This is a genomic window from Paenibacillus sp. JGP012 (assembly GCF_014203995.1).
In the GTDB taxonomy this organism is placed as follows: Bacteria; Bacillota; Bacilli; order Paenibacillales; family Paenibacillaceae; genus Paenibacillus; species Paenibacillus silvae.
The window spans coordinates 24,140-45,112 of record NZ_JACHKG010000020.1 but is presented as its reverse complement, the minus strand read 5'-3'; the positions used below and the strand labels follow the sequence as shown (position 1 = coordinate 45,112).

The 20,973-nt window shown below is 47.4% G+C and carries 16 protein-coding genes; 8 read left to right on the top strand and 8 right to left on the bottom strand.

The annotated features are described in order from the left end of the window. Positions 1-98 precede the first annotated feature (98 nt). On the top strand, positions 99-1,019 hold the full coding sequence (locus HNR77_RS21060; protein ID WP_397367292.1) for an ArsR/SmtB family transcription factor: 921 nt from the start codon (positions 99-101) through the stop codon (positions 1,017-1,019). Between the two features lie 174 nt (positions 1,020-1,193). On the opposite strand, the gene HNR77_RS21055 is transcribed toward HNR77_RS21060, so the two are convergent. From HNR77_RS21055 to HNR77_RS21040, 4 genes are all read right to left on the bottom strand, one after another. After that, the gene (locus HNR77_RS21055) at positions 1,194-2,036 is read right to left on the bottom strand and encodes a C40 family peptidase (protein ID WP_184188729.1); all 843 of its coding nucleotides are present in this window, start codon (positions 2,034-2,036) and stop codon (positions 1,194-1,196) included. Positions 2,037-2,551: 515 nt separating this feature from the next. Continuing rightward, positions 2,552-5,827, bottom strand: a complete 3,276-nt coding sequence (locus HNR77_RS21050) for a glycoside hydrolase family 48 protein (RefSeq protein WP_184188727.1) — start codon at positions 5,825-5,827, stop codon at positions 2,552-2,554. 141 nt (positions 5,828-5,968) lie between these two features. Continuing rightward, entirely contained in the window at positions 5,969-8,890 is a 2,922-nt protein-coding gene (locus tag HNR77_RS21045) for a glycoside hydrolase family 9 protein (RefSeq protein ID WP_260410743.1), read from the bottom strand. Positions 8,891-9,226: 336 nt separating this feature from the next. Next, positions 9,227-10,930 carry a methyl-accepting chemotaxis protein gene (locus HNR77_RS21040; RefSeq protein ID WP_184188874.1) on the bottom strand — a complete coding sequence of 568 codons (1,704 nt, stop codon included), beginning with the start codon at positions 10,928-10,930 and terminating at the stop codon, positions 9,227-9,229. A gap of 365 nt (positions 10,931-11,295) precedes the next feature. On the opposite strand from HNR77_RS21040, the gene HNR77_RS21035 reads away from it, so the two are divergent. Together HNR77_RS21035 and HNR77_RS21030 are read left to right on the top strand one after the other, a co-directional pair. Beyond that, complete coding sequence (locus tag HNR77_RS21035; protein ID WP_184188723.1) at positions 11,296-12,300, top strand: LCP family protein; 1,005 nt, start codon at positions 11,296-11,298, stop codon at positions 12,298-12,300. Between the two features lie 144 nt (positions 12,301-12,444). Next, on the top strand, positions 12,445-13,674 hold the full coding sequence (locus HNR77_RS21030; protein WP_184188721.1) for an acyltransferase: 1,230 nt from the start codon (positions 12,445-12,447) through the stop codon (positions 13,672-13,674). A 92-nt stretch (positions 13,675-13,766) separates the two neighbouring features. Here HNR77_RS21030 and HNR77_RS21025 read toward each other — a convergent pair whose 3' ends face one another. Next, positions 13,767-14,501, bottom strand: coding sequence for a hypothetical protein (locus tag HNR77_RS21025; RefSeq protein WP_184188719.1), 735 nt, complete (start codon positions 14,499-14,501; stop codon positions 13,767-13,769). Between the two features lie 212 nt (positions 14,502-14,713). On the opposite strand from HNR77_RS21025, the gene HNR77_RS21020 reads away from it, so the two are divergent. Then, a complete protein-coding gene (locus HNR77_RS21020) occupies positions 14,714-15,691 on the top strand; it encodes a hypothetical protein (protein ID WP_184188717.1) in 978 nt (325 codons plus the stop codon). Positions 15,692-15,699: 8 nt separating this feature from the next. Next, positions 15,700-15,960 carry an NHLP leader peptide family RiPP precursor gene (locus tag HNR77_RS21015; protein ID WP_260410742.1) on the top strand — a complete coding sequence of 87 codons (261 nt, stop codon included), beginning with the start codon at positions 15,700-15,702 and terminating at the stop codon, positions 15,958-15,960. A 92-nt stretch (positions 15,961-16,052) separates the two neighbouring features. Here the strand turns inward: HNR77_RS21015 and HNR77_RS21010 are convergent, their stop codons facing one another. Together HNR77_RS21010 and HNR77_RS21005 are read right to left on the bottom strand one after the other, a co-directional pair. Beyond that, the gene (locus tag HNR77_RS21010) at positions 16,053-17,963 is read right to left on the bottom strand and encodes a sensor histidine kinase (RefSeq protein ID WP_184188715.1); all 1,911 of its coding nucleotides are present in this window, start codon (positions 17,961-17,963) and stop codon (positions 16,053-16,055) included. Positions 17,964-18,114: 151 nt separating this feature from the next. After that, positions 18,115-18,396, bottom strand: coding sequence for a hypothetical protein (locus tag HNR77_RS21005; protein WP_184188713.1), 282 nt, complete (start codon positions 18,394-18,396; stop codon positions 18,115-18,117). A gap of 147 nt (positions 18,397-18,543) precedes the next feature. On the opposite strand from HNR77_RS21005, the gene HNR77_RS21000 reads away from it, so the two are divergent. The 3 genes from HNR77_RS21000 (at position 18,544) to HNR77_RS20990 (ending at position 19,474) form a co-directional block, all read left to right on the top strand. Further along, positions 18,544-18,705 carry a hypothetical protein gene (locus tag HNR77_RS21000; protein WP_184188711.1) on the top strand — a complete coding sequence of 54 codons (162 nt, stop codon included), beginning with the start codon at positions 18,544-18,546 and terminating at the stop codon, positions 18,703-18,705. A gap of 105 nt (positions 18,706-18,810) precedes the next feature. Beyond that, positions 18,811-19,041 (top strand): hypothetical protein, encoded by a 231-nt coding sequence (locus tag HNR77_RS20995; RefSeq protein ID WP_184188900.1) that lies wholly within the window; start codon positions 18,811-18,813, stop codon positions 19,039-19,041. A 235-nt stretch (positions 19,042-19,276) separates the two neighbouring features. Then, on the top strand, positions 19,277-19,474 hold the full coding sequence (locus HNR77_RS20990) for a hypothetical protein (protein WP_184188709.1): 198 nt from the start codon (positions 19,277-19,279) through the stop codon (positions 19,472-19,474). Positions 19,475-19,605: 131 nt separating this feature from the next. On the opposite strand, the gene HNR77_RS20985 is transcribed toward HNR77_RS20990, so the two are convergent. Continuing rightward, a complete protein-coding gene (locus HNR77_RS20985; protein ID WP_184188707.1) occupies positions 19,606-20,829 on the bottom strand; it encodes an MFS transporter in 1,224 nt (407 codons plus the stop codon). Positions 20,830-20,973 lie beyond the last annotated feature (144 nt).

The window sequence follows — 20,973 nt, the reverse complement described above, 5'->3', positions numbered from 1 at the left end:
ACACCACATATTTCAACCAGAAATTCAGAAAACATTATTCTTTTCAATGAATTTATGTTTAACTTAATTCTATAAATGAAATTGGAGGAACACCTGTGATCAGAGCAAATACCGATGCCGAATGGCTCCCATTATATGAAGCACTGGCAAGTGAAGTCCGCTTGCAGATTATCCGTCTTGTCGCCGAAACACCAATGAATGTGAAGGACCTTGCAGCATCGCTGGGGCTAAGCAGTGCAATCGTCACCATGCATGTTCGCAAGCTTCAGGACGTTGGCATCATCCAGTCCAAAATGGTCCGCAAGGACGGCGGCACACATAAAATGAACAGCCTGGCCGTGGACTGGATTGGCATCTCCATGCCCCAGGAAAGCGGCATATCCCGCAAGTTTCACGAGGTATCCATTCCTGTCGGACATTACACCCATTTCGATGTGTATCCGACATGCGGTTTAGCTACATCCACCCATGTGATCGGACAGTATGATGATCCCCGTTATTTTCTGGACCCGGACCGCATGCATGCCCATATCCTGTGGTTTGGCCGCGGATTTGTCGAGTATAAAATTCCAAACTATATGCTGACCGGGCAGCTGATTGACGCTATCGAATTATCACTGGAGATCGGCTCTGAGGCCCCCTCTGTCAATCCCAATTGGCCCTCCGACATTACGTTCACACTGAACGGCATTCGTTTGGGTGAATGGACGAGTCCAGGTGACTCTGGCAATGGACGCGGTATCTTTACACCTGACTGGTGGAGCGATATCGTTAATCAATACGGCATGCTTAAAGTGCTGCGTATTACTCATGAAGGAACCTTTATTGATGGACAGCTTCTATCGAACATTACACTCGCAGATATTCCTGTAGAACGCAATCTGTGGACGCTCAGGCTTTCTGTGGAAGAGGATGCCCGGCATGTAGGCGGCATGACGCTGTACGGCGAGGGATTTGGCAATTATAATCAGGATATTTTATTCCGACTCTTCTACCACGATGGCATTCCAGCCCTGTAAAAAGAAAGCACAAAAACACCTTTCATTTGCCCTTATTCCAGGGTAATGAAAGGTGTTTTTTATAAATCTAGGCTTAGAAACAAGATACAAATTCACCTGTTTAGCTTCAAGCTCTGTCCTACTCCTCCTGCTTAGCTGACAACAAGCAGACAAGCCTGTGAGCTTGTCCTACAACTACAGCGCACTGCCGCCATACAGGAAGCGATATTCCCAATGCTTGCCGGCAATATCACTAATCGTCACGCCACCGCCAGCGTTGGAGTATGTATGCAGGATTTTACCGTTACCCAGATAAATACCCGTATGTGTGATCGTTGCCTTTGATTTGTTGATCCCTTTGTAAGCTGAAGCGGAGGTGCCTTTATAAGACATAAAATACATCAGATCGCCACGCTTCAGGTTTTTCCAATTGGTCGTAACCTGGCCTTTCTTCTTCACATACTCTCCTTGCTGACGTGAATCAGCCGGGAGTGTGACGCCCAGTCCATCAATGAAAGCCCGCCGAACAAAGCTGGAGCAGTCAAACACGGACGTGCTGTTGCGGTCCGCTGCGTACTTATAAGGAGTCCCCATATATTTCATTCCAGCCGCAATAACCTTCTCTACTGCCGTGCTTCCTTTGACCGCTGAACCGTTGTTGGCATTAGAAACGCCCGAATTCGAACTGCTTGAACCGTTAGTGGTCCCCTTATTATCAGCCGCTGTATTCTGACTCACCAGCTGAGTGTATTTGGATGAGGACGAGATATAACCTGTCCGATTAGCAGAATCTTTAATTTTATACCAGTCAGAACCGGATTGCTCCAGCACAGTTACCGTCTCTCCTTTAGAAACCATACGAATAACTTTTGCCGATGTCGTTGGTGAGGTTCGAAGGTTTACACCCCAGATGACTTCTGCTTTGGATTGATTTGCCGCTGCTGCGGATACCTGTCCTGTGAGTGCTGCCGTTGTCATACTTCCCATCAGCATCGCTGCCGTTACACTTGCCGTAACAATGGTATTCTTCCAGTTCATGATGTCGTGTCCCTCCGGATATTACAGAATTTTAACCAGGAAGGCATCTTCCCGGCTCGCCTTATTGTAAACGGGCATTCCATAACGTTCATCAGCCCAAAGTCCTGCAAGGATTTACACGAGCTTGAGCACATCGCATCAGGGAAAACGTTCTTTCACTGGAAAAATAGAGCACACACCGCCCAAATTTAAAGGTTAAATTATTGTAACCAATTGATATACCTTCGATTGCCGCGTTTCCGTCAAATCTGCCTTCTGTTCCCCTGTTATGCATCCCGCGCACTAGATTTTAATGTTTAACCACGGCGGAATTGGAAAACATTACTACGTTTCATTTCACTCCAATCTGGAATCTCCCCTTTATATTTGAAAATATATGGATTGGCAAACATGAAAAACCGGGGATTTCTCCCCGGCTTTCAGCTTGATCCTATCAACAGCGATTGGAATGATGCGCCGGATGTTTCCGTCCCCAATTCCTGAAACCAGCCCGGCACTCCATCATCTCTTGCTGATTAAGGCTCTATACCCCACACTTTCACACCGTCCTGATACGCTGTCACTTTGGTCCAGGCACCAAATGCGGATTGAGTAGCATCAAAGGAATAATCATTGGATTGATCAAAATTCGTCCAGTTATTCTTTGAGAAACGCGTCTGGATGATGCCGGTCTCAGCACCAGCTGCCAGACTGCCCGCACCCGCAGAGAAACTGATCTCCAGATACGTATCCGCTGTGCCTTTGGCTGGCTGTACAGCAACAAAGGTGCCCTGTACATTGGCACTGCCGAGCTGTGCATAGTCACACCAGAAGCTCAGGTCCGCTGCGCTGTCCTTCGTGAAATAATAGCGCATCTTCACCTTGCTCAGATCAATTGCCGTTGTACCTGTATTTTTCAGATTAAATTGCGGTGTAATTGCATTGCCCGAAGCACTGGATCCTCCATTGCGATACTGCACTTCCAGCGTTCCGGTTGAGATCGGAGCGGCCATCGGTGTCAGCACAACGACGTTGGAATTGGTTTGACCACTCGCATTCGTCGCAACCACTCTATAGTTATAAGCTGTTCCGTTCACTGCCGTTGTATCGGTATAGGTTAACGCCGTTAAACCTGTTGCAAGATTGGTATATGCCCCCGTGCCCGTCGAGCGCTGCACCGTATACGTTGCAGCTCCGGTTGAAGCCGTCCAGTTCAGCACAGCCTGTGCGTCTCCAGCCGTTCCACTCAGGGTAAAGACTCCCGGCACGCTCACTCCAGCCTGCGGTGTTGCCGTAACCTGTGCAGATGGTGCAGATTCCCCAGCACTGTTAACTGCTGTAATTACGTAATAATATGCTTTTCCATTGGTCAGTCCGGTGTCAGTAAAGGTAGAACCCGTAACTCCAGTCGCTACGGAAGTGTAAGGACCACCATTTACTTCTGCGCGTTTCACACTGTATGAAGTCGCTCCTGCAGCTGCATTCCAGTTCAGTACAATCTGCTCATCCCCACCGGCAGCGGTTACACCAGCAGGTGCAGCCGGCACTTGAACTCCTGGCGTGCTGCTGTCGCCAAGGAGACGGTCGAATTCACCATAAGCGGTAGCCATATCGACCTGTGACCAGAAACGGTGATACGTAAAGGTCGGTGCACCATTTTCCCACTTCTTCGTGGTTGGGTTGTAAGAGGTTTTGTACAGGTTATCCAGGTAAGCCCATGCCGGGTCCTGCTTGATCGCTGGACGCAGATCGGAGTATCCGATATACACACCGTTTCCTCCTTTGGCCGGATCGGAAGGTACACCTGCGGTACCCGGAATGGTGTTTCCTTGACCGAACGTACCAGACCAGTTTGCCGGGATATAGATCTCTTTGGCGAAGTAGCGGAAATAATCTGCACGCTCCTCTTCCGTAACAATACCAACCCCATCATTGTAATCCCAAGCCGTATTCAGCAGATTCTGAGCCAATTCCTTGGCTTCCTGCCCCTTTGCACTTAGAGAACCATTCTCTGCCTCGGTTCCAGCCGCGAAGAACGTCAGCGCTTTAATATAACTTCCCAGTACCCCGGTATCCTGCACCGGGCTTTTGGTTATGGCATGGAAGTTCGGATTGTTCGTATATGTGCTGAATCCATTCCATTTATCCGGCTGTCCTTGCCATTCCTGATTGCCCGGAATCCAGAACTCGCCTGGGGCAGGTGTTGTTGCTACCTGAACATTCGTTCCACCGAGAATCCGCTGTCCAGCCGCATTCAAATAGTACCCTTCTGCATCTGTTACTGGACGCTCGTCAACAAACACATAATCCTTCGTCCAGTCAACCCACTTCGTAATGACCTTCTTGGCCATCTGGAAATTCTCTGAAGTCAGGTCACCGCTCTCTGCCAAAATATAATACATCTCCGCTACACGCTCCAGCGGCCATGCCTGGAATCCAAACCAAGTGTTCGAATCCGGGTCACGGTATACAGGTGCTTCCTGATAAGCCATGTCATAGAATGTGCTAACCCCTGCAGGATATGCCGCGTAGGAACCGCCAATGCTGTTCGTTGCCCCGCCGCCGACAGCCCCTTCATGGGACTGCAGCCATGTGTAGAATTCCAGCTGGCGTTTCAGCGTAGCATTCCAGTCTGCTTTCGCCGTAGGCGAATCAGGAATCAAACCACCTGCCGGATCAGACAATGCATATGCTGCAACCGGGTTTTGGTAAGCCTGATGGGTGTGGCTCGCTCCGATACGCCAAGCCCAGTCTCCACCTTGGCCCAGACCCCCGCCCCATGACGTGTACCAAGCCATCAGATACATGTTGGAATCCTTACCTGTACCCGGCGTAGGTGTACCATTCTTCGCACTTCCAACCTTCTGGAAATACTTGTCGTACATGCCATACCGCAGATAATCACCCATCTTCTTTGCTTTATCCAAATATTCCGAATTGTTGTAACCCATTTCTTTGGCCCAATACAGCACCTGAACTGCACGCGCATCTGCATCCGTTGCGTTCGTGTAACGCCACTGTGCGGATGGTGCCTGATTTTCCTTTGTAAAAAGACTCATGAAACCTTCGCCTGCTTTGCCGAAGGACTTATCATCCTGAGATGGATGAGGGATCGCTTCCCACACCGACTCCTGCTCACCGCGCTGAAACGTATTCACATACGTTGACGTATGGGAAGGATTCAGCAGATTTCCGTAGCCATACCAGTTATCCACGTCAATCAGCCAGTGCATCAGATACGTCTGGTTGTTGCCATAGGTTGCCTTGAGCTCGGCATCTAACGGGTCCTTCCCTGCCGCATATTGACCATTAAGGTTGGATGGATATTGATCAGGAAATGGTTTCTCCGCTGCATAGGTTGCAGGGCTGTCCGGATTGTACTTGCTCATCGTTGGCTGTTCTTCCTTGCCGTCGCCTTCATTGACCGGAATAATATACTTCTCCATGTTATCCCAGGCTGCTTCAAGTTTGGACCAATCTCCCGTGTAGTGACCATACATCGTCTCAAGCCATAACCAGTAGCTGTATGCTTCTGAAGTGGACATATGCCCGTAATCTGGGGCCTCACTCATCAGCGTTTCAATGGAGTGATACGGAATACCTTCGGCAGAGAAATACCCGTTCGCCGGGTCCTTCAACTGAGCATATAATTGCAGAAAGCGTGTTTCATTAATGCCATCAGCCTGAATTTCAATTGCCTGATCGGCAGCATGCGCCGTTTGAGAACCCGTCCAGAGTCCTGTGTAACCGGTCAGCATGACAGTTCCCGCCAACATGGCAGTTAAACTCTTTTTTGCAGCTGTTTTCAACATGAATATATACCTCCCTGGATTAGTGAAAAATAATATCACTTCTGCTCGTCTGTCTCCGCAGTTGCTTCACTTTTGAACTATTCAATTTTGAAATATTGCATGGCCTTCTGCACTTCCATCTGCATGCATCGCTTTAATGCTTTATGGCTCCAGTCCCCATACCTGGGTATTGCCCTGATACGCCGTCACTTTGTTCCATGCAGCAAAAGCTGTTTTGGAAGCATCGTAGGAATAGTCATTGCTTTGATCAAACGCACTCCAGTTGTTTTTGGAGAAACGTGTCTGAATTACACCTGTCTCCGCCCCGGCAGCCAGACTTCCTGCTCCAGAGGTGAAGCTGATCTCCAAATACGTATCCGCAGTACCTGTCACCGGATTCACCGCTACAAACTTACCTTGCACGTTGGCTGAACCCACCTGCGCGTAATCACACCAGAAGGACATATCCTCTGTGCCGTCTTTGGTAAAGTAGTAACGGATCTTCACTGTGCTCAGATCAATGGCCTGAGTGCCGGTATTCTTCACATTAAATTGCGGAGTAACCGCATTGCTGGAATTGCCTGAACCTCCGCTTCGATACTGCACCTCAAGCGTACCCGCCGAAGCAGGAGGGCCAGAAGGCGTCAGCATAACCACGTTGGACAACGTCTGCCCGCTTGCATTTACTGCAACCACACGATAGCTGTAGGACGTGCCATTAAGAGCGGTCGTGTCGCTATAGTTCAGCACGGTCAAGCCAGTTGCCACATCAGCATACGTTCCACCTGCAGCAGCACGCTGCACAGTATAACTCGAAGCCCCTGATGCTGCGGTCCAGGACAACACGCTTTGGTTATTGCCAGCTGTACCGCTTAATGTCAGCGCTCCTGGCACAGTCGATGCGGCTTGAGGCATTCCTGACACCTGCACAGAAGCTGGGGATTCCCCGGCTGTATTCACAGCGGTCACAACGTAATAATACGTTTTGCCATTCGTTAGTCCCGTATTGGTGTAAGTCAGTCCATTAATACCTGTGGCAACGGTTGTGTAAGGGCCTCCGCTAACCTCGGCACGCTTCACCGTATACGATACAGCTCCGGCTGAAGCTGACCAGTTCAGCGCCACCTGGCTATTCCCGGCTACCGCTTGCACACCGGCAGGAGCAGCTGGAACGGTAACAGGTGTAACGTCTGGCTCCTGTCCAAATACCTTCACTCCGGCATCATAGACAGGAATGTAGTTGCTTTTCACCGGATTGCCTGTGGACAGGTTCTGATATGAAGGATCATTCGCCGGATTCCATGCACCCTGCGGTCCAGTAATTCGGAATTGTACCTCTTTCCGATAGTTCCCTTCCCCGCCCGGGTAGATTTTGGTATTGCTGAAGTTTGCTGTAATGGCATAGATCCGCTTGGAGGCATCTACCACAACGGGCTGTGAAACGGTTGCCCCTTCGCTAGACGATACAGTAACCTGAACATCGGATACGGTGCGTCCTGCAGCATATACCTCGCTCAGATCGAGGAAATATTTGAAGGAGAGCTGATCGCCCATCCGTGCAGGCCAACCTGAGCGGTTGTTAAGCAGTGCGCGGATTTCCGTGTAATTGGAGCCGGATGACCGTACAGCGGCCTCCACGAAATACTCGTCACCTTTGACCTCCGGTGCAGGGAAGTTTGCAAGTGGCTGATGGTTCTGCCCGTACAGCAGATTCATCTTCGCGAGTGCCCCGGTAAACCCTGCATTGTAATCGGTCGCTACCTCATTGCTTACATAGTCCCCGATATCATCCGTATATTGATCTGACGCATTCGGTCCTCCCACCATCGCGCCGTATAAAATATGACGGTGATCCGCCGGAATATCTTCGTTATTCATCCATGAGCTGTGAGCCGTCCGATGATGCGGATGCTGCGGCGGATTTTGCCCATACCCGACAACATAGCTGCTCTGACGAGGGTTATCTCCTAAAATGTAGTTGATCTGTGAAGCCGCAAAATTTTGATATCTGGATTTTTTGACAGGGTCACTGACCCAATCGGAATATACAAAAGAGATAAAGGCTGCGTTCGCCGCATATCGAAGCGAGCCCCACTGATCAAGCCAGGCAAGACCACCAGGGGTGTATTGGACACGGCCTCCATTCGTTCCTACCGTCCAGTAATCCAGATTTCGTTCGGTAGACTGAATGAACTTCGTTGCTTCTGGCATATTCAGACTGGAAGTAATTCGGGCGAGCAGAATCTGGGCACCATAGTGCTTGCTATCCCAGCCCTGTGTCCACGTATACGGCCAGTTAGCCGAACCACCGCTCGTAGACCAGCGATCTGCAGCGGACAGCGCTTTGGACAAGTAAGCGTTATCATTTGTTGCTAAATAAAGCCAGGCTCCGCCCCATGCCAGTTCATCCTCATATCCGGTCCAGGAATTATAGAATGCGGTAGCATCGGTAATACAATCGGTATATTTTCCCCGATATGTATCGGCAAAGTTGTACAATTCTTTCGCATGCTGGAGCAGCTTCGCCGAGTAGGCCGGGTCATCATCTGCAAATACGATAGAGGAAGCCGCCAGTGCAGCAGCCGTTTCTGCCGCCAGATCACTTCCCGGACAGGACGCATCAATTTTGAACGAAGGACGGTTCATCTGCATGACCTCGGCAGGCCCCCACCAGGCATGATCCGTGTTCCCTGCTCCAACTTGTCCCCATAATTCGTTTGGTTTCGTATGCGCTTTCATAAAATAGTCGGTTGCCCACCGTATATTATCCTTGATCTCCTCCAGCTGTCCCGCCTGTTCATAACCATCCGCATATTCCACTACAGACCAGGCAAGCATCGTTGCTGAAGCGGCCATCGGAAAACCAAACTTCACATGATCCCCGGCATCATACCAACCGCCAGTAAGATCTACGCCAACATCCGCCCCGTCCTGCATTCCCGAGTCACCACGCCACTCAACCCGGTTGTTCGCTGGTAAAGGTCCTGAACGCTGTGCTTCATAGAAATAGATGGCCTTTTGAAGAGCTTCGGCATAGTTATGATCTCCGGCGGCCGCATCCGCCTGACGTAATCCTGTATTCATAGAAAAGCTCCCTGCCAGCAGTCCTGCCGATAATGTCGCTATTGCAACTCGTCTCCACCAGCTCCCTTTCATCGTTACGATTCATCTCCTTTTCTTGAAAGTTCCGCTTGAAAACTTGTAAGTTTCGAAGTACATGCTCTCCTCTCTATGGTGGTAACTCCATACAACTTCCACCATTAATTACCATTATAGTCTTTTGTGCAGCTTGCAATATCAACATTGGTGACTTCTGAAATAACATTGTTGTGACCTACCATTAGCGTGTTATGACAAAAAAGCTGTTTCTTCACCGGAAATCCCGGGAGAAACAGCTCTTTTCTACTCTGTATTTGAACACTACACTCTGAATTTGTTGACTTGACCCTGTAACTCCTCCGCCATTTTGGACAACAGGCTTGCGGAGGAAGCAATCTCTTCCATAGAAGCCAGCTGCTCTTGTGTAGCCGCAGATACGTTGTGTACAGAACCTGCCGCTTCTCCGGCAATATTCGAAATCTGATTCACATAACTCACGACCTCATTCGTACTTGCTGACATCTCCTCAGAACCCGCGGATACTTCCTCGATCTCCCCTGCTACCTTATTGGCAGCACCTGAAATCTGTTCAAAGGCTTGTCCGGCTGCAGCAACCAGTTCTATTCCCGCTTCCGTTTCGTTACTGTTTACTTTTACAGCCTCTACAGCATGATTCGTATCCTGCTGAATCAGCTGAACAATCTCTGAGATCTGTTGGGCTGAAGCAGAAGATTCTTCAGCCAGCTTGCGCACTTCTCCCGCAACGACAGCAAAACCTCGGCCATGCTCTCCTGCACGTGCCGCTTCAATCGCGGCATTCAAAGCGAGCAGATTGGTTTGGCGCGCAATGTTGTTAATCACTTCAGTGATGGTTCCGATCTCGGCTGAACGCTCACCGAGCCCTGTAACCAGTTCTCTCAGTGAAGCTATGGAATTACGAACGGTTCCCATCTGTTCAACCGCCTGCTGAATAATCTTGTTGCCTTCCGCAGATTGATTCGCTGCGTCCACAGCAGACACAGATACGCTTTGAGCCAATTCCGCAATCTGTTCAGAGCCCAGAGCCATCTCGTTCATCGCCTGGGACGAACGCTTCACGATGTCCACCTGACTGGTTGTTCCTACAGACAATTCCTCAACCGTCTCGGTGATCTGCTCCGAAGCTCTCGTATTTTGCTCGGCGCTGGCCAGCAGCTCTTCAGATGAAGCCGCAACCTGCTCCGATGTCTCCGATACGGACTGAATCATGGAACGAAGATTCTCGTTCATGCTATTGAAAGCTGTAGCCAGAACGCCTAGCTCATCCCTGTTTTTCAGTACAATGCTCTCACCTGTGAGATCACCATCAGCAATTGCTGTAGCGGCCTCCGTCATCTTTTTGAGTGGACGTGAGATCATACTTGCAATAAAGAAAGCAATGAACAATGTAAGCAGTGTTGCGACAATCGCTACACCCAAAATGATACTAAATGCATTCTCAGCAAGTTTGACAGACTCGGCAGCGATTTCCTTCGCTCCGTTATTTCCCAGGTTAATCAACTGTGTAATGCTATCGTTAGCCGCATACCATAGTGGATATGACTCTGTATGCAGTTTGCTGGCTGCAAGATAGTCATTTTTCAGACCATATTCGATAAAGGAAGGCTGTTTCTGCAGATATGCATCATAATTCGTGGAAAACTGCTCGTACAGCTTCTCTGCCTCGGCATTTCCCTTGATTAAGGTAAGCAGCTCTTTACGCTCATCCTCGATCTTGGCAAGCACCACGTTTAACGCTTCATTCAGCTTCTCGGTTTCGCTTGGATCTTGCTCAACGATTACAGCGAGTGCCAGCCGTTCCACATCCGATGTATCACCATTCATAACGCCAAGCAAGCTTACACTCGGCATCCAGATTTTGTTGACTTGGCGAGATTGATCAGCCATTGTAGAAACCTGCATTAGTGTATACACACTCACAAAGATAAGTAATGCTAAAACACTTGAAAAACCGGTTAACAACTTCCCTCTGATTGTAAACCTCATTTTGCCCCGTACGTTCCCCCGTACTTTTTCCATCATCCCACTCCTTCAACTTGGCGCGTTAAACTAATACATCTGTATATTATATCGACATGTATAGTGCACAATTGAATATATGACATCAGCAATCCATAAAATTTCATATAACAGGAAAAATAGAACACACCGAAAAAGATAATATAAAGTCTATTATTAGTGAAATGAAGTCTATGAAATCATCATATCGTCCGTATGAACAGTTATAAACAAACAAATTGTCAAATAAACCATCCTATTATCTATTTTTCGGAATTAAAGAGGACATTACTCTTTCTTTTTGTTAAAATAGTTTGGGTGCTGTTCAGTTCTTACATAGAAAGGTGAAGATTATGCTTAAAAGATGGTTGTGGGGGACAGTCCTGACCTTGGTCCTTGCTGTAACAGGTGTCATTATTTATTACGGATATTCGATTGTTCATTTTGCCAATAGCATCTCAACGGTCACCAGTGCTTCGACCTCCAACGATGGTTCAGACAAGGATGAAAACTCGAATGCGCCCCTGGTCCAAATCCCCAAGTGGGAGGGGAAGGAACGGGTAAACATTTTACTAATCGGCGGTGACTCCAGAGGTGATGATGCGGGACGTTCAGATTCCGTGATGGTCGCTTCTATTGATCCCGTTTCCAAAAAAGCTCATCTGTTCTCCGTGCTGCGTGACACCTATGTTGATATTCCGGGCCATAGCAAAAGCCGCCTTAACGCCGCTTTCTCCTACGGAGGAGCCGAATTAACCAAACAAACGGTCAGCAACCTGCTGGGCATCCCTATCCAGCACTACGTCTACACAGACTTTACCGGATTTATATCGCTTGTTGATGCGCTGGGCGGGATTGATATTGATGTCGAAAAAGATATGTATTATACAAGTAAAGCGGATAAACATATGTATGACATTGACCTGAAAAAAGGATTGCAGCATATGGATGGAAAAACAGCCCTTCAATATGTACGCTTCCGGCATGATGCCACATCCGATTTTACAAGAACACAGCGACAGCGGATCTTTATGACCGAGCTCGCGAAGAAAATGCAGAGCAGCACTTCGCTCTTCAAAATCCCGGAGATCCTTGAAGCCGTTGCTCCCTATATTCAAACCGATCTCAGTCCCGCACAGATGCTGAAGCTGGCTTCGCTCGGCTTAGATATTCGTGTAAACCAAATGGATCAGCATCAGATTCCACCCAACAAACTCCTAACGAATGAACGTGCTGGTGGTGCTCAGGTGCTCGGTGTGAACGTACCCAGACTTCAAGCCTACATTCAGAAGTTATTTGAAGAAGACAATCCTGCTTCGAACGAAGCAGAAACTGGAAAATCAATATCAAATGAATGAGCAGCAGCTGCACATGCTTGACTTCCTGGTAAGAGACGGCCTATGCCGTCTTTTTTCGTATATTATTTTCAACATTTAATGCGCTCTTAATGTTTGAAGGGTAGTCTTATATGATGACCCTGGCTTCATAAGGGAGGAATGCATATGAAAAAACAAAAAATAGCCGAATGGACCGAGCTCCGCGGGTTAGCTTTCCTGGCAATTGTTATGCAGCATAACATTGCTGAATATATTTATCGGACGGATATTGAACAGCCCGATTCTGTCATGTTAACGATGATTTATCATCTAACGAGATTCGGTACACCCACCTTTGTGTTTCTGTCGGGTGCGCTGTTATTCTACCATCATCGCCATGCCAAGCCGAATTATGTACGCTTCATCAGGAAAAGATTTGGGGATATTTATATGCCTTTTATAATATGGACACTGATCTACTGGTTAGCTGTGCGCGTGTTTACCCCCGGCTTCTGGTCCTCCGGCATGACGGACCTCGGCAGCTTCGTACGGGAACTGTTTTTACCGCAGACAGGATATCATCTATGGTTTGTCCTGATGATTTTCCAGTTTTATATTCTGTTCCCGTTGTTTTTATCAGGGGCTCACGCTGTTCGTAAATGGCTGGAAAGCAAGCGCCACAGTCGCCTTACTTCTGGGCAGCGGACTCTAGCCATAATACTTGCCGCAGCTGCAATGTATGTTTGGCTTATGAAATGGTCGTATTATGATATGTCCGGCTGGACTGATCTTCTGTCTGAGCCTTGGTCGAGTCTGCTGGAATATCGGTCGTATTCGTGGATTATGTATTGGTTTTACTTTTTACTTGGAGCTGTATGCGCCTGGGCAGTTGAAAGCTGGAGAAGCTGGGCGACCAAGGCCCTCCCGTGGACAATTATCGTATTTATTATGATGTATATCTGGCTGGGATATGATGTGCTGCGTGGTTCGGAAGATACAATGAATCTTAACATTTCCACCTATCTGAAACCGAGCACTTTCATAATTATCATGGCTCAAATGCTTATGTTCTACGGTCTGCTGGCACTATCACGCAATAAAGACCTGGGGTTCAGGCACCTGCTAGCCTGGATTGGACGTTATTCCTTCGGCGGTTATCTGGTGCATGCTCTGGTGATCTATGCCATTGCGTATTTTACTAGACCTTTACAGCTCAGCGGATGGCATCTACTCGCCACGGTACTGTCATTTGCGATTACCGTTGTTACCGCGCTGGGCATCAGCTGGGGGCTGTCCAAGCTGCCAGGGTCGCGTTTCACAGTTGGATTATCACGTATCCGTGACAAAGCCAAGGAATCCAATACGCTTCGCAGCACACAAACACGTTTAAAAAGACAAGCTTCACATTCAGGCTAACCCGAACTCAAAGAGCACTCCCCGAATTTGTCAGGAGAGTGCTCTTTCCTTTTCCAGCATAGACTTCATTCAGCTTTTTTGATACACAGCTCCTATTTCCCATCCGTCGCCGCTGATCTTCCAGGTACATGCCCTGGCCGAACCGGAACCTGATGCTCCAGATGTTTTTGACGAACAAACCTTTGCAGATCACCCGTCAGCTGTTCCTTCAGCTGATTCACGAGCTGTGTTTCACTGATGCCCTTTGTCTGAGCTATTTCAGCCAGCGATTTGCCGGCATGCAGCTGCTCTTGTAGCTGTTCAGGAGTTATTCCGATATACCGTGCGATAGCTCCTTTATTAATCATGGAATGTTTACCATGATGTGCAAATTCTCTTCGCAATTCACGAAGCGGTGTGTTTACCACCTTTTTCAGCTTCACATCCATATCCGCTTTGGCTGCTGCAGCTTGTTCTTTCGTCAGACAGCCTTCTGCTACCGCTTGATCCAGACGCTCCGATAGTCCAGGCTTTAATTTTTGCAGCAATTGCTGTTCACTCAGTCCCTTGCGTTCCTTGGCGATCTGGGCAAGCGTATGTCCAAGCTCCATCTGCTGCTTCAGATCACGAAGCCCGATGCCAAGCAGCTCTGCAGTTTCACCGATCATAAACAGGCCATGGCCTGCATGAATACAGGGCTTTTTATGCTGTGTTGCTGATTCAGCAGATACTGCATTCCCCCGCTCCACAGGCATGGTAGAACTGGCCAATACATGCTGTCCAGGTACTGCAGATATGATTACAGCAGCCACTGCGACTGCCACACCTGTCTTCCAATTCGTTTTCATCTTTTTCCGCCTTTCCTATGTCAAATATCCTCTGCCTCCCTAGTTTAATCCTAAATTACTGCTTTTTATGCTAAATCATATGAAATGTCATCAAATTTTTCACAAATGATCACAAAAAATCCTATATTTTTCAAAATATTTGAGATATACTGGATGTAACTTCTGTAGCTAAACATATGATTACTATTTCGTAGCAGGAAGGACGTTGCTCGATGATGCGGCGAGAATGGTTAGATCCGTTTACCCCTGATGTAGAAGCTGTATTCGCTGCGGCAGAAGACAAGCTTCGACAATACCCTGAGTCACTGGGCAGACACGCACTTGAACAGCTCCAGCTGCTTCATCCTGTCAGAACAGGTTCTGGACTGAGCTGCATCGGTTATATCTCTCCATTATGGATGCACCACACCGATGGACTGCCATTGGACAAAGCACATCTGCTTGGCACAGCCTGTTTGCTTCATATGTTGTATTTTCTGAATACGGATGATGTTATGGATGAGCCTGAAGAGGACGCTGTAGCCAAGCTGACCCTAGGCAATCTATATTATGTTGATGCTCTTCAGCTCTACAGCCTGTTGTTTGAACCTTCATCCGTATTCTGGGTGCATTTCAGACGAGTTATTCAGGAATGGGCCGTAAGTGTAAATGGTGAACGACACATCGATTATTTTCAGCTAAACCCACTTCTCATTGCCCAGAAAGCTTCACCCTCACAGCTTGGTGCCATCGGCTCACTACTTCTATTAGAACAACCGGCACGTATCCCTTCGATCTGTGATGCACTGAACATTGTGCTGATGACCCTGCAGATGACAGATGACTTCACAGATGTGAAACAAGATGCTGTGCATGGCAATTACAACAGCTACCTCTCACATATATCCGCTGCTCTCCATCATGATTATGCAATTCATACAGTGAACGATTCCATACTCAATCATATATATAACTCATACTTCATGGACAGCTACGCCGAGATTGCATCTCAGTTCAAAAGCACATTGACATCTTATAACTCGGTATTACCACAATACATTGTATTGAATTCCTATCTGTACAGTGCATTGGTACAAGCCGTTCTGGATATAAAGCAGCGCAAAAAAAGACTTTATCAAGGCGGGTTTCACTACTGGATCAGCGAATCCTCATCTATGTTTCCTGAGAAAGGGAACGCTGATTCGGTTTAATTTAAAATATGAAGGGAATGTTGGCTATGATGGTATCAGAGAAAACATTGCACGAGGACATTATTGAGAAGGCTTGGGCAGACGAGAAATTCAGACAACAACTGCACTCCAATCCAAAGCAAGCGCTTCGCGAGGCATTCGGTATTACGATTCCTGATCATATCAAGGTTCGTACGGTCGAGGAGCAGCAAAATGATTATGTGCTTGTGATCCCACCTAACCCTTCCAAAGTAAACTATGATGTCAATTGTGGTCCGTGGAGAGATTAAGCAGATCTGATTCAAGACTCTGCGAACAGTAACTTGAATAGAACTAAAAAAACAGGGGTAGAACATCAAGCCGGGTATCCCAGACGAGTTCATCATTCAACAAACTCGGGAAAAGATACCACAGCTTCTGTTCCTACCCCTTTGGTGCTTGTAAAGCTGATCTGCCCATTCATTGCTTCAACGATACGGAAGGTAACCATCATGCCTAATCCGGTACCTTTGATTTTATTAGAGAAGTAAGGTTCCCCCAGACGGGATAAAGCTTCCTCACTCATGCCTTCTCCGTTATCCCGGACATGTACTTTGACTTTGCCTTCCTGCGAATAGGCCCAGATATCAATCTGACCTTGCCCCCCCTGGAACGCCTCGATACTGTTCTTAATAATATTGATAAAAGCTTGCTTGAATTTCGAGGAATTGCCTCGAATATGAAGGTTCGGCGGAATATCTGTTGTTATTTTCCCGCCTTCCAGATTAGCCATCGGTACAAGTATGCCTTCAATATGATCAAATTCATCCGAAATGTTCAGCGATATAATATGATCGAATTCCGGTTTTGCAAAGGTCAGGAAATCAGTAATAATTCCCGAAGCCCGATCAAGTTCCTCCAATGCAATTCGTACATATCCTTTGTTTTTGTTATCCTCCTGCTCCGTCATGAGCTGAAGAAATCCTCGCGTCACCTGAAGTGGATTACGCACCTCATGAGCTACTGAAGCAGCCAGTTCGCTAATGATTTCCATTTTCTCAGATCGCTGCAGCTCATTATTGAACAGTTCCAGTTCTTTGGAATACTGCAGCACTTTATTGTGCTTTTCCGCAAAGCGGCTTCCCAGAATCGCAATCAACGAAATCACAAACGCAACCATAGACCACTTCCACCAGAGCAGATGATACGTGCCGTTGCGCTGATAGTACCACAACAGCTCAAGTACACTGATCAAAGAAAATATGCCAAAACCGGTGGCTAACAGAATGGCTTCACGATTGCGTTGTAATGCCTTGGCAATTGTACCAACGAACAGAATAGTCAACAAAATAACGAGCACGAAGCCCACCACATGCTGCACAAACAGATTGTATAACCAATCCCATTGTCCGCCTGTTATTACATATATAAATAATGAGAGTACGGCTACAACGGAATAGGCCCATTGAATTTTGCGTAGTTTGGTGAATATGCCATAGACTCCTGGACCAATAATTTGTTCAAAAAAATAACAGAGAGCAGGCATACCCAGCAGCATGGCCAGATCAAAGAGAAGAGAATACAAATCACCATAAACTTGATAGAACGTATACAGAAACTGCGAGTATGTTATAACCATGACCCCAATGGAACCCATCACAACACATAATGACATCCACAGACCTTTATGAAACTGACCCAGGAAAAATGTACAGCTGAGCATAAGAATTGAGGTAAATATAAACGTTGAACCCAAAATAACATCAATTAAACCATTATGGATGTATTTCTCCTGCAACATGGCATAGGGCCCAATCTGAACATCACCTTGTATGCCCAGCCAGCCATTCTCATTTTGTGACCATATGTAGAGTGTATTCCCCGAGTTTTCAACAGACAAGGGTAAAAATACGGCATTATTATCGTAATTGTAATGATAGTTTTCATATACTTTTCGATCTTCAAGGTAGATTACGATATGCGTCCCTTTTATATTCTCAAAACGAATCGCTGAACTTTCATCATGCAATGGGGGAATCTCCAGACGGGTCCACAAGGAATCGGAGTGCTGCTTCGCTCTGTTCTGACTTCTTACCGTACTTCTGTCAGCGCCCTGCTTCTCCCAAATCTCGTCCTCGCCCTTTACTTCGCTAATGAAGCCTTGATCGTTCGCGTCTCCCCATTTCACTTCCCATCCTGTGATGGCTTCAGGTTGCCGAACCTCTTCCGCTGCAGCAAACACTAACCCATGTGGCAACAGAATGATCCATATCGTCATCCACAGGATGATGATAGCTTTGGGTACATTTCTCATTCACAGCACCTCAAAGTATTTATTTTCTCTTCACATGTATCCCCTCTATAGATTCGCCACGGTTGATCTTGTCACCTCCTTATTAAATTACATAATTCACATTAAAGTAGATTAATAGTTTTTTTTCCATTTTATTGTTACGAGAACAAAACTACTCACGCAGGTCCTCGAATTGATTAACAATCATCTCACGTTCCTTCTGCTCTACTTTCATGCGAAACTCAAGCCACTGCTCCGTCTCATCATCATCGTAGATGGTCCAAATATCAGAGAACAGAAAGTCACGCAGCTGGACTACCTGGCCAGCCCAAATTCCACCAACCCAGAATAGCCCGTCCGGCCGCCGTATAACCGTACGGGAGAACCCGGGAGTCGAGGCTTTTTGTCCGATTCGAATACGGGTAATCATATTGCCGAGTGTATACCAATCCACAAGATCCCCCTCCTTGCATATTCAAGCTTCATCATACCATAGCCCAAACACGAATGGCTCTAAAAACAACAACAGGCGATTCAACCCACTGCATCGTGTGTAATGGTTTCTCAAAGCAACACTCACCAAACAAGGAGATGATTAATGATGAACGAGCCACATCGTACGGTAGAAGTTGAACACAAGGATGTACAGCACAAATCAGATTCAAGTATGGTCGCTTCCACTTTTATTAAATACACTGCCTATATCATTATCTTTTTTGGATTTCTCTACTTTCTGGTGAAATATGTGTTTCCCAAATTTTAACGAACACGGACATAAGCTATACCCTTCTCGGGAATAATATCATGCTTGATATTACTGAAAACACATCGTTTAACTCATTCATTCTAATGAAAGGAAGTGTTTTTCATGTCTGATAAACCCATCAGCAACGCAGAACGTGATCGTATGGATGAACAATTTCTGGAATCCCGCCTGGCTGAGCCTCCGCTGGAATCTGTACCTGATGCCGACCTTGTGCAGCCCGGAAGCCCGGTAGACCCGGCCGCACCCGATCCGGACGCCCTGCACGGGACAGATCTGTTGAATGGCGCCGGCGCTGATGCCAAGCCTGAACGAAACATTTTGCCGCCGCGCTAAATAAGCTGAACAAAAGATTTTACACTATCCACTCCGATGACAGAACAACCTTCCAATCGCTGTTATCCCCAGATTTTTTTGATTCCCTTTTCCAAAGGGAAAAATCCGGTGATAAAGGCGACCGCTTCGCTTCTTCAGGTTTTTTCTGTCCTCTTCGTTCACGTGTAAATGATAGTTCACCATTATTATAGCAGCGAACCTGCAAAACATCTGAATCAGGGAGGGAGGTGTCATCGTGAGCAAAAATGCTGAGGAACGACAAGTCCAAAAACCGGATAACCTGATTACTGAGCGAGATATTGATCCCGATTTTGGACTATTCACCGAAGATTCCTTCCCGGGCGCACTTGAGGATGAGGAGCAACGGGATGCCATTGAACATGCTATTCCCAAGGGACAACCTTCGGGCAAGCCGGCCTCGGGACAGGATTAACCTATACCACTCAATTTGTCATACGGGCAAAAAAACGTTTACGCGGCAGCATCAAGCTACGCAGGAAGCTCAGGCCTAACCAAAGAGACCTCACGGGATGGGGTCTCTTTGGTTTCTATTGAATGCATCCTCTAAAGTCGTGACTGTTTCTCGGCAGTTGAACCTGCTCCAGGGAGCTTATGCTCCAATCTGGTCCATTTCACCGCAATCGCTGTGGCCAGAAGTGCAGCTCCATTAATAATAAATATCCAGCGTATCGGCAGCCAGCCACCAAGTATGCCCCCGATAATCGGTCCGGCCATCGTGCCCATCTGGGCTGCGGACTGGTTCAAACTAAAGGCACGTCCTCGAAATGCCGGTTCCGTAACCTGTACAATCATCGCATTAATTGCCGGGAACACCGCCGCGAAGAAAAGTCCATAGACAAACCTCAGGATACCAAACGCAACATAACCTGTTGTGAAAAACTGCAGCAGATTACCTACTGCTCCGCCAACAAGTCCAATCACCATCACTTTCCCAAAACCAATCCTGGATCCCAGCTTGCCCCAGCGTGGAGCCATTATAACTGTAGCTACCCCAACAGCCGAGAAAATAATGCCTGAGCTTAATGAAGCACGATCGGGCTGTATCCCCATCTCCATCACATACACGGTTAAAAGCGGTTCCAGAATCATAACCGAAAAGGTACAGATGCCCATCATGACGAGCACAGTAATGAACACACGGTTTGCTCTGGCTTCACGGATATCATCCATGACATGGGAGCGAGCCTTATTGCGGTTGAAATTTTCTTCCTTGACCCAAAAGGTGGCAATGACCGCCGACACCAGCACAATAATCGCCGAAAATAGAAATGCGCTCCGATTGCCATAATAATGACTGACAAGTCCGCCAAGCAGCGGACCGATAATGCCACCTGTTGCTCCCGCCGTTGACATAATGCCCAAGGCATACCCAGTCTTCTCTTCAGGTGTATTCGTGCCGACCAGTGCAATCGCCGCAGGCACGAATCCGGCAAGCAGCCCTTGAAAAAGACGAACCACAATGAGTGAATACGGGTCCTGTACAAAAAAATTAATTAGATACAGGACAGCCAGGCTGTACCCTGAACGAATTAACATTGGCTTGCGCCCATATTTATCTGCCAGCGACCCCCAAAAGGGGGATACAAGGGCACTGGCAAGAAACGTAATGCCAAAGGCCAGCCCGGACCAAAATTCCAGATGGTCACGAACCCCCAGATCACTGCTCAGAAATAAAGGCAAAAACGGAATAGAGATGGAATATGCTGTACTGCAAAAAAAGACACCGATCCATAAAATGACCAGATTACGCTTCCACGAGAAGTTCATATATCCGCACGTCCTTTCCGAAGCCGACGCCGGGACTGCCGTGGTTGGAGCGAACGGAACAGACCCGTACGTCCCCCTGATGCGGAAGCATTTTCCTTATTTTACACCTATGCTTCTATGAAGACCATCCCCGTTCACCAGATT

Coding starts and splice junctions, on each gene's coding strand:
- HNR77_RS21055 (WP_184188729.1), bottom strand. CDS start 2,036: ATGAACTGGAAGAATACCATTGTTACGGCAAGTGTAACGGCAGCGATG.
- HNR77_RS21050 (WP_184188727.1), bottom strand. CDS start 5,827: ATGTTGAAAACAGCTGCAAAAAAGAGTTTAACTGCCATGTTGGCGGGA.
- HNR77_RS21045 (WP_260410743.1), bottom strand. CDS start 8,890: ATGAATACAGGATTACGTCAGGCGGATGCGGCCGCCGGAGATCATAAC.
- HNR77_RS21040 (WP_184188874.1), bottom strand. CDS start 10,930: ATGAGGTTTACAATCAGAGGGAAGTTGTTAACCGGTTTTTCAAGTGTT.
- HNR77_RS21035 (WP_184188723.1), top strand. CDS start 11,296: ATGCTTAAAAGATGGTTGTGGGGGACAGTCCTGACCTTGGTCCTTGCT.
- HNR77_RS21030 (WP_184188721.1), top strand. CDS start 12,445: ATGAAAAAACAAAAAATAGCCGAATGGACCGAGCTCCGCGGGTTAGCT.
- HNR77_RS21025 (WP_184188719.1), bottom strand. CDS start 14,501: ATGAAAACGAATTGGAAGACAGGTGTGGCAGTCGCAGTGGCTGCTGTA.
- HNR77_RS21020 (WP_184188717.1), top strand. CDS start 14,714: ATGATGCGGCGAGAATGGTTAGATCCGTTTACCCCTGATGTAGAAGCT.
- HNR77_RS21015 (WP_260410742.1), top strand. CDS start 15,700: ATGAAGGGAATGTTGGCTATGATGGTATCAGAGAAAACATTGCACGAG.
- HNR77_RS21010 (WP_184188715.1), bottom strand. CDS start 17,963: ATGAGAAATGTACCCAAAGCTATCATCATCCTGTGGATGACGATATGG.
- HNR77_RS21000 (WP_184188711.1), top strand. CDS start 18,544: ATGAACGAGCCACATCGTACGGTAGAAGTTGAACACAAGGATGTACAG.
- HNR77_RS20995 (WP_184188900.1), top strand. CDS start 18,811: ATGTCTGATAAACCCATCAGCAACGCAGAACGTGATCGTATGGATGAA.
- HNR77_RS20985 (WP_184188707.1), bottom strand. CDS start 20,829: ATGAACTTCTCGTGGAAGCGTAATCTGGTCATTTTATGGATCGGTGTC.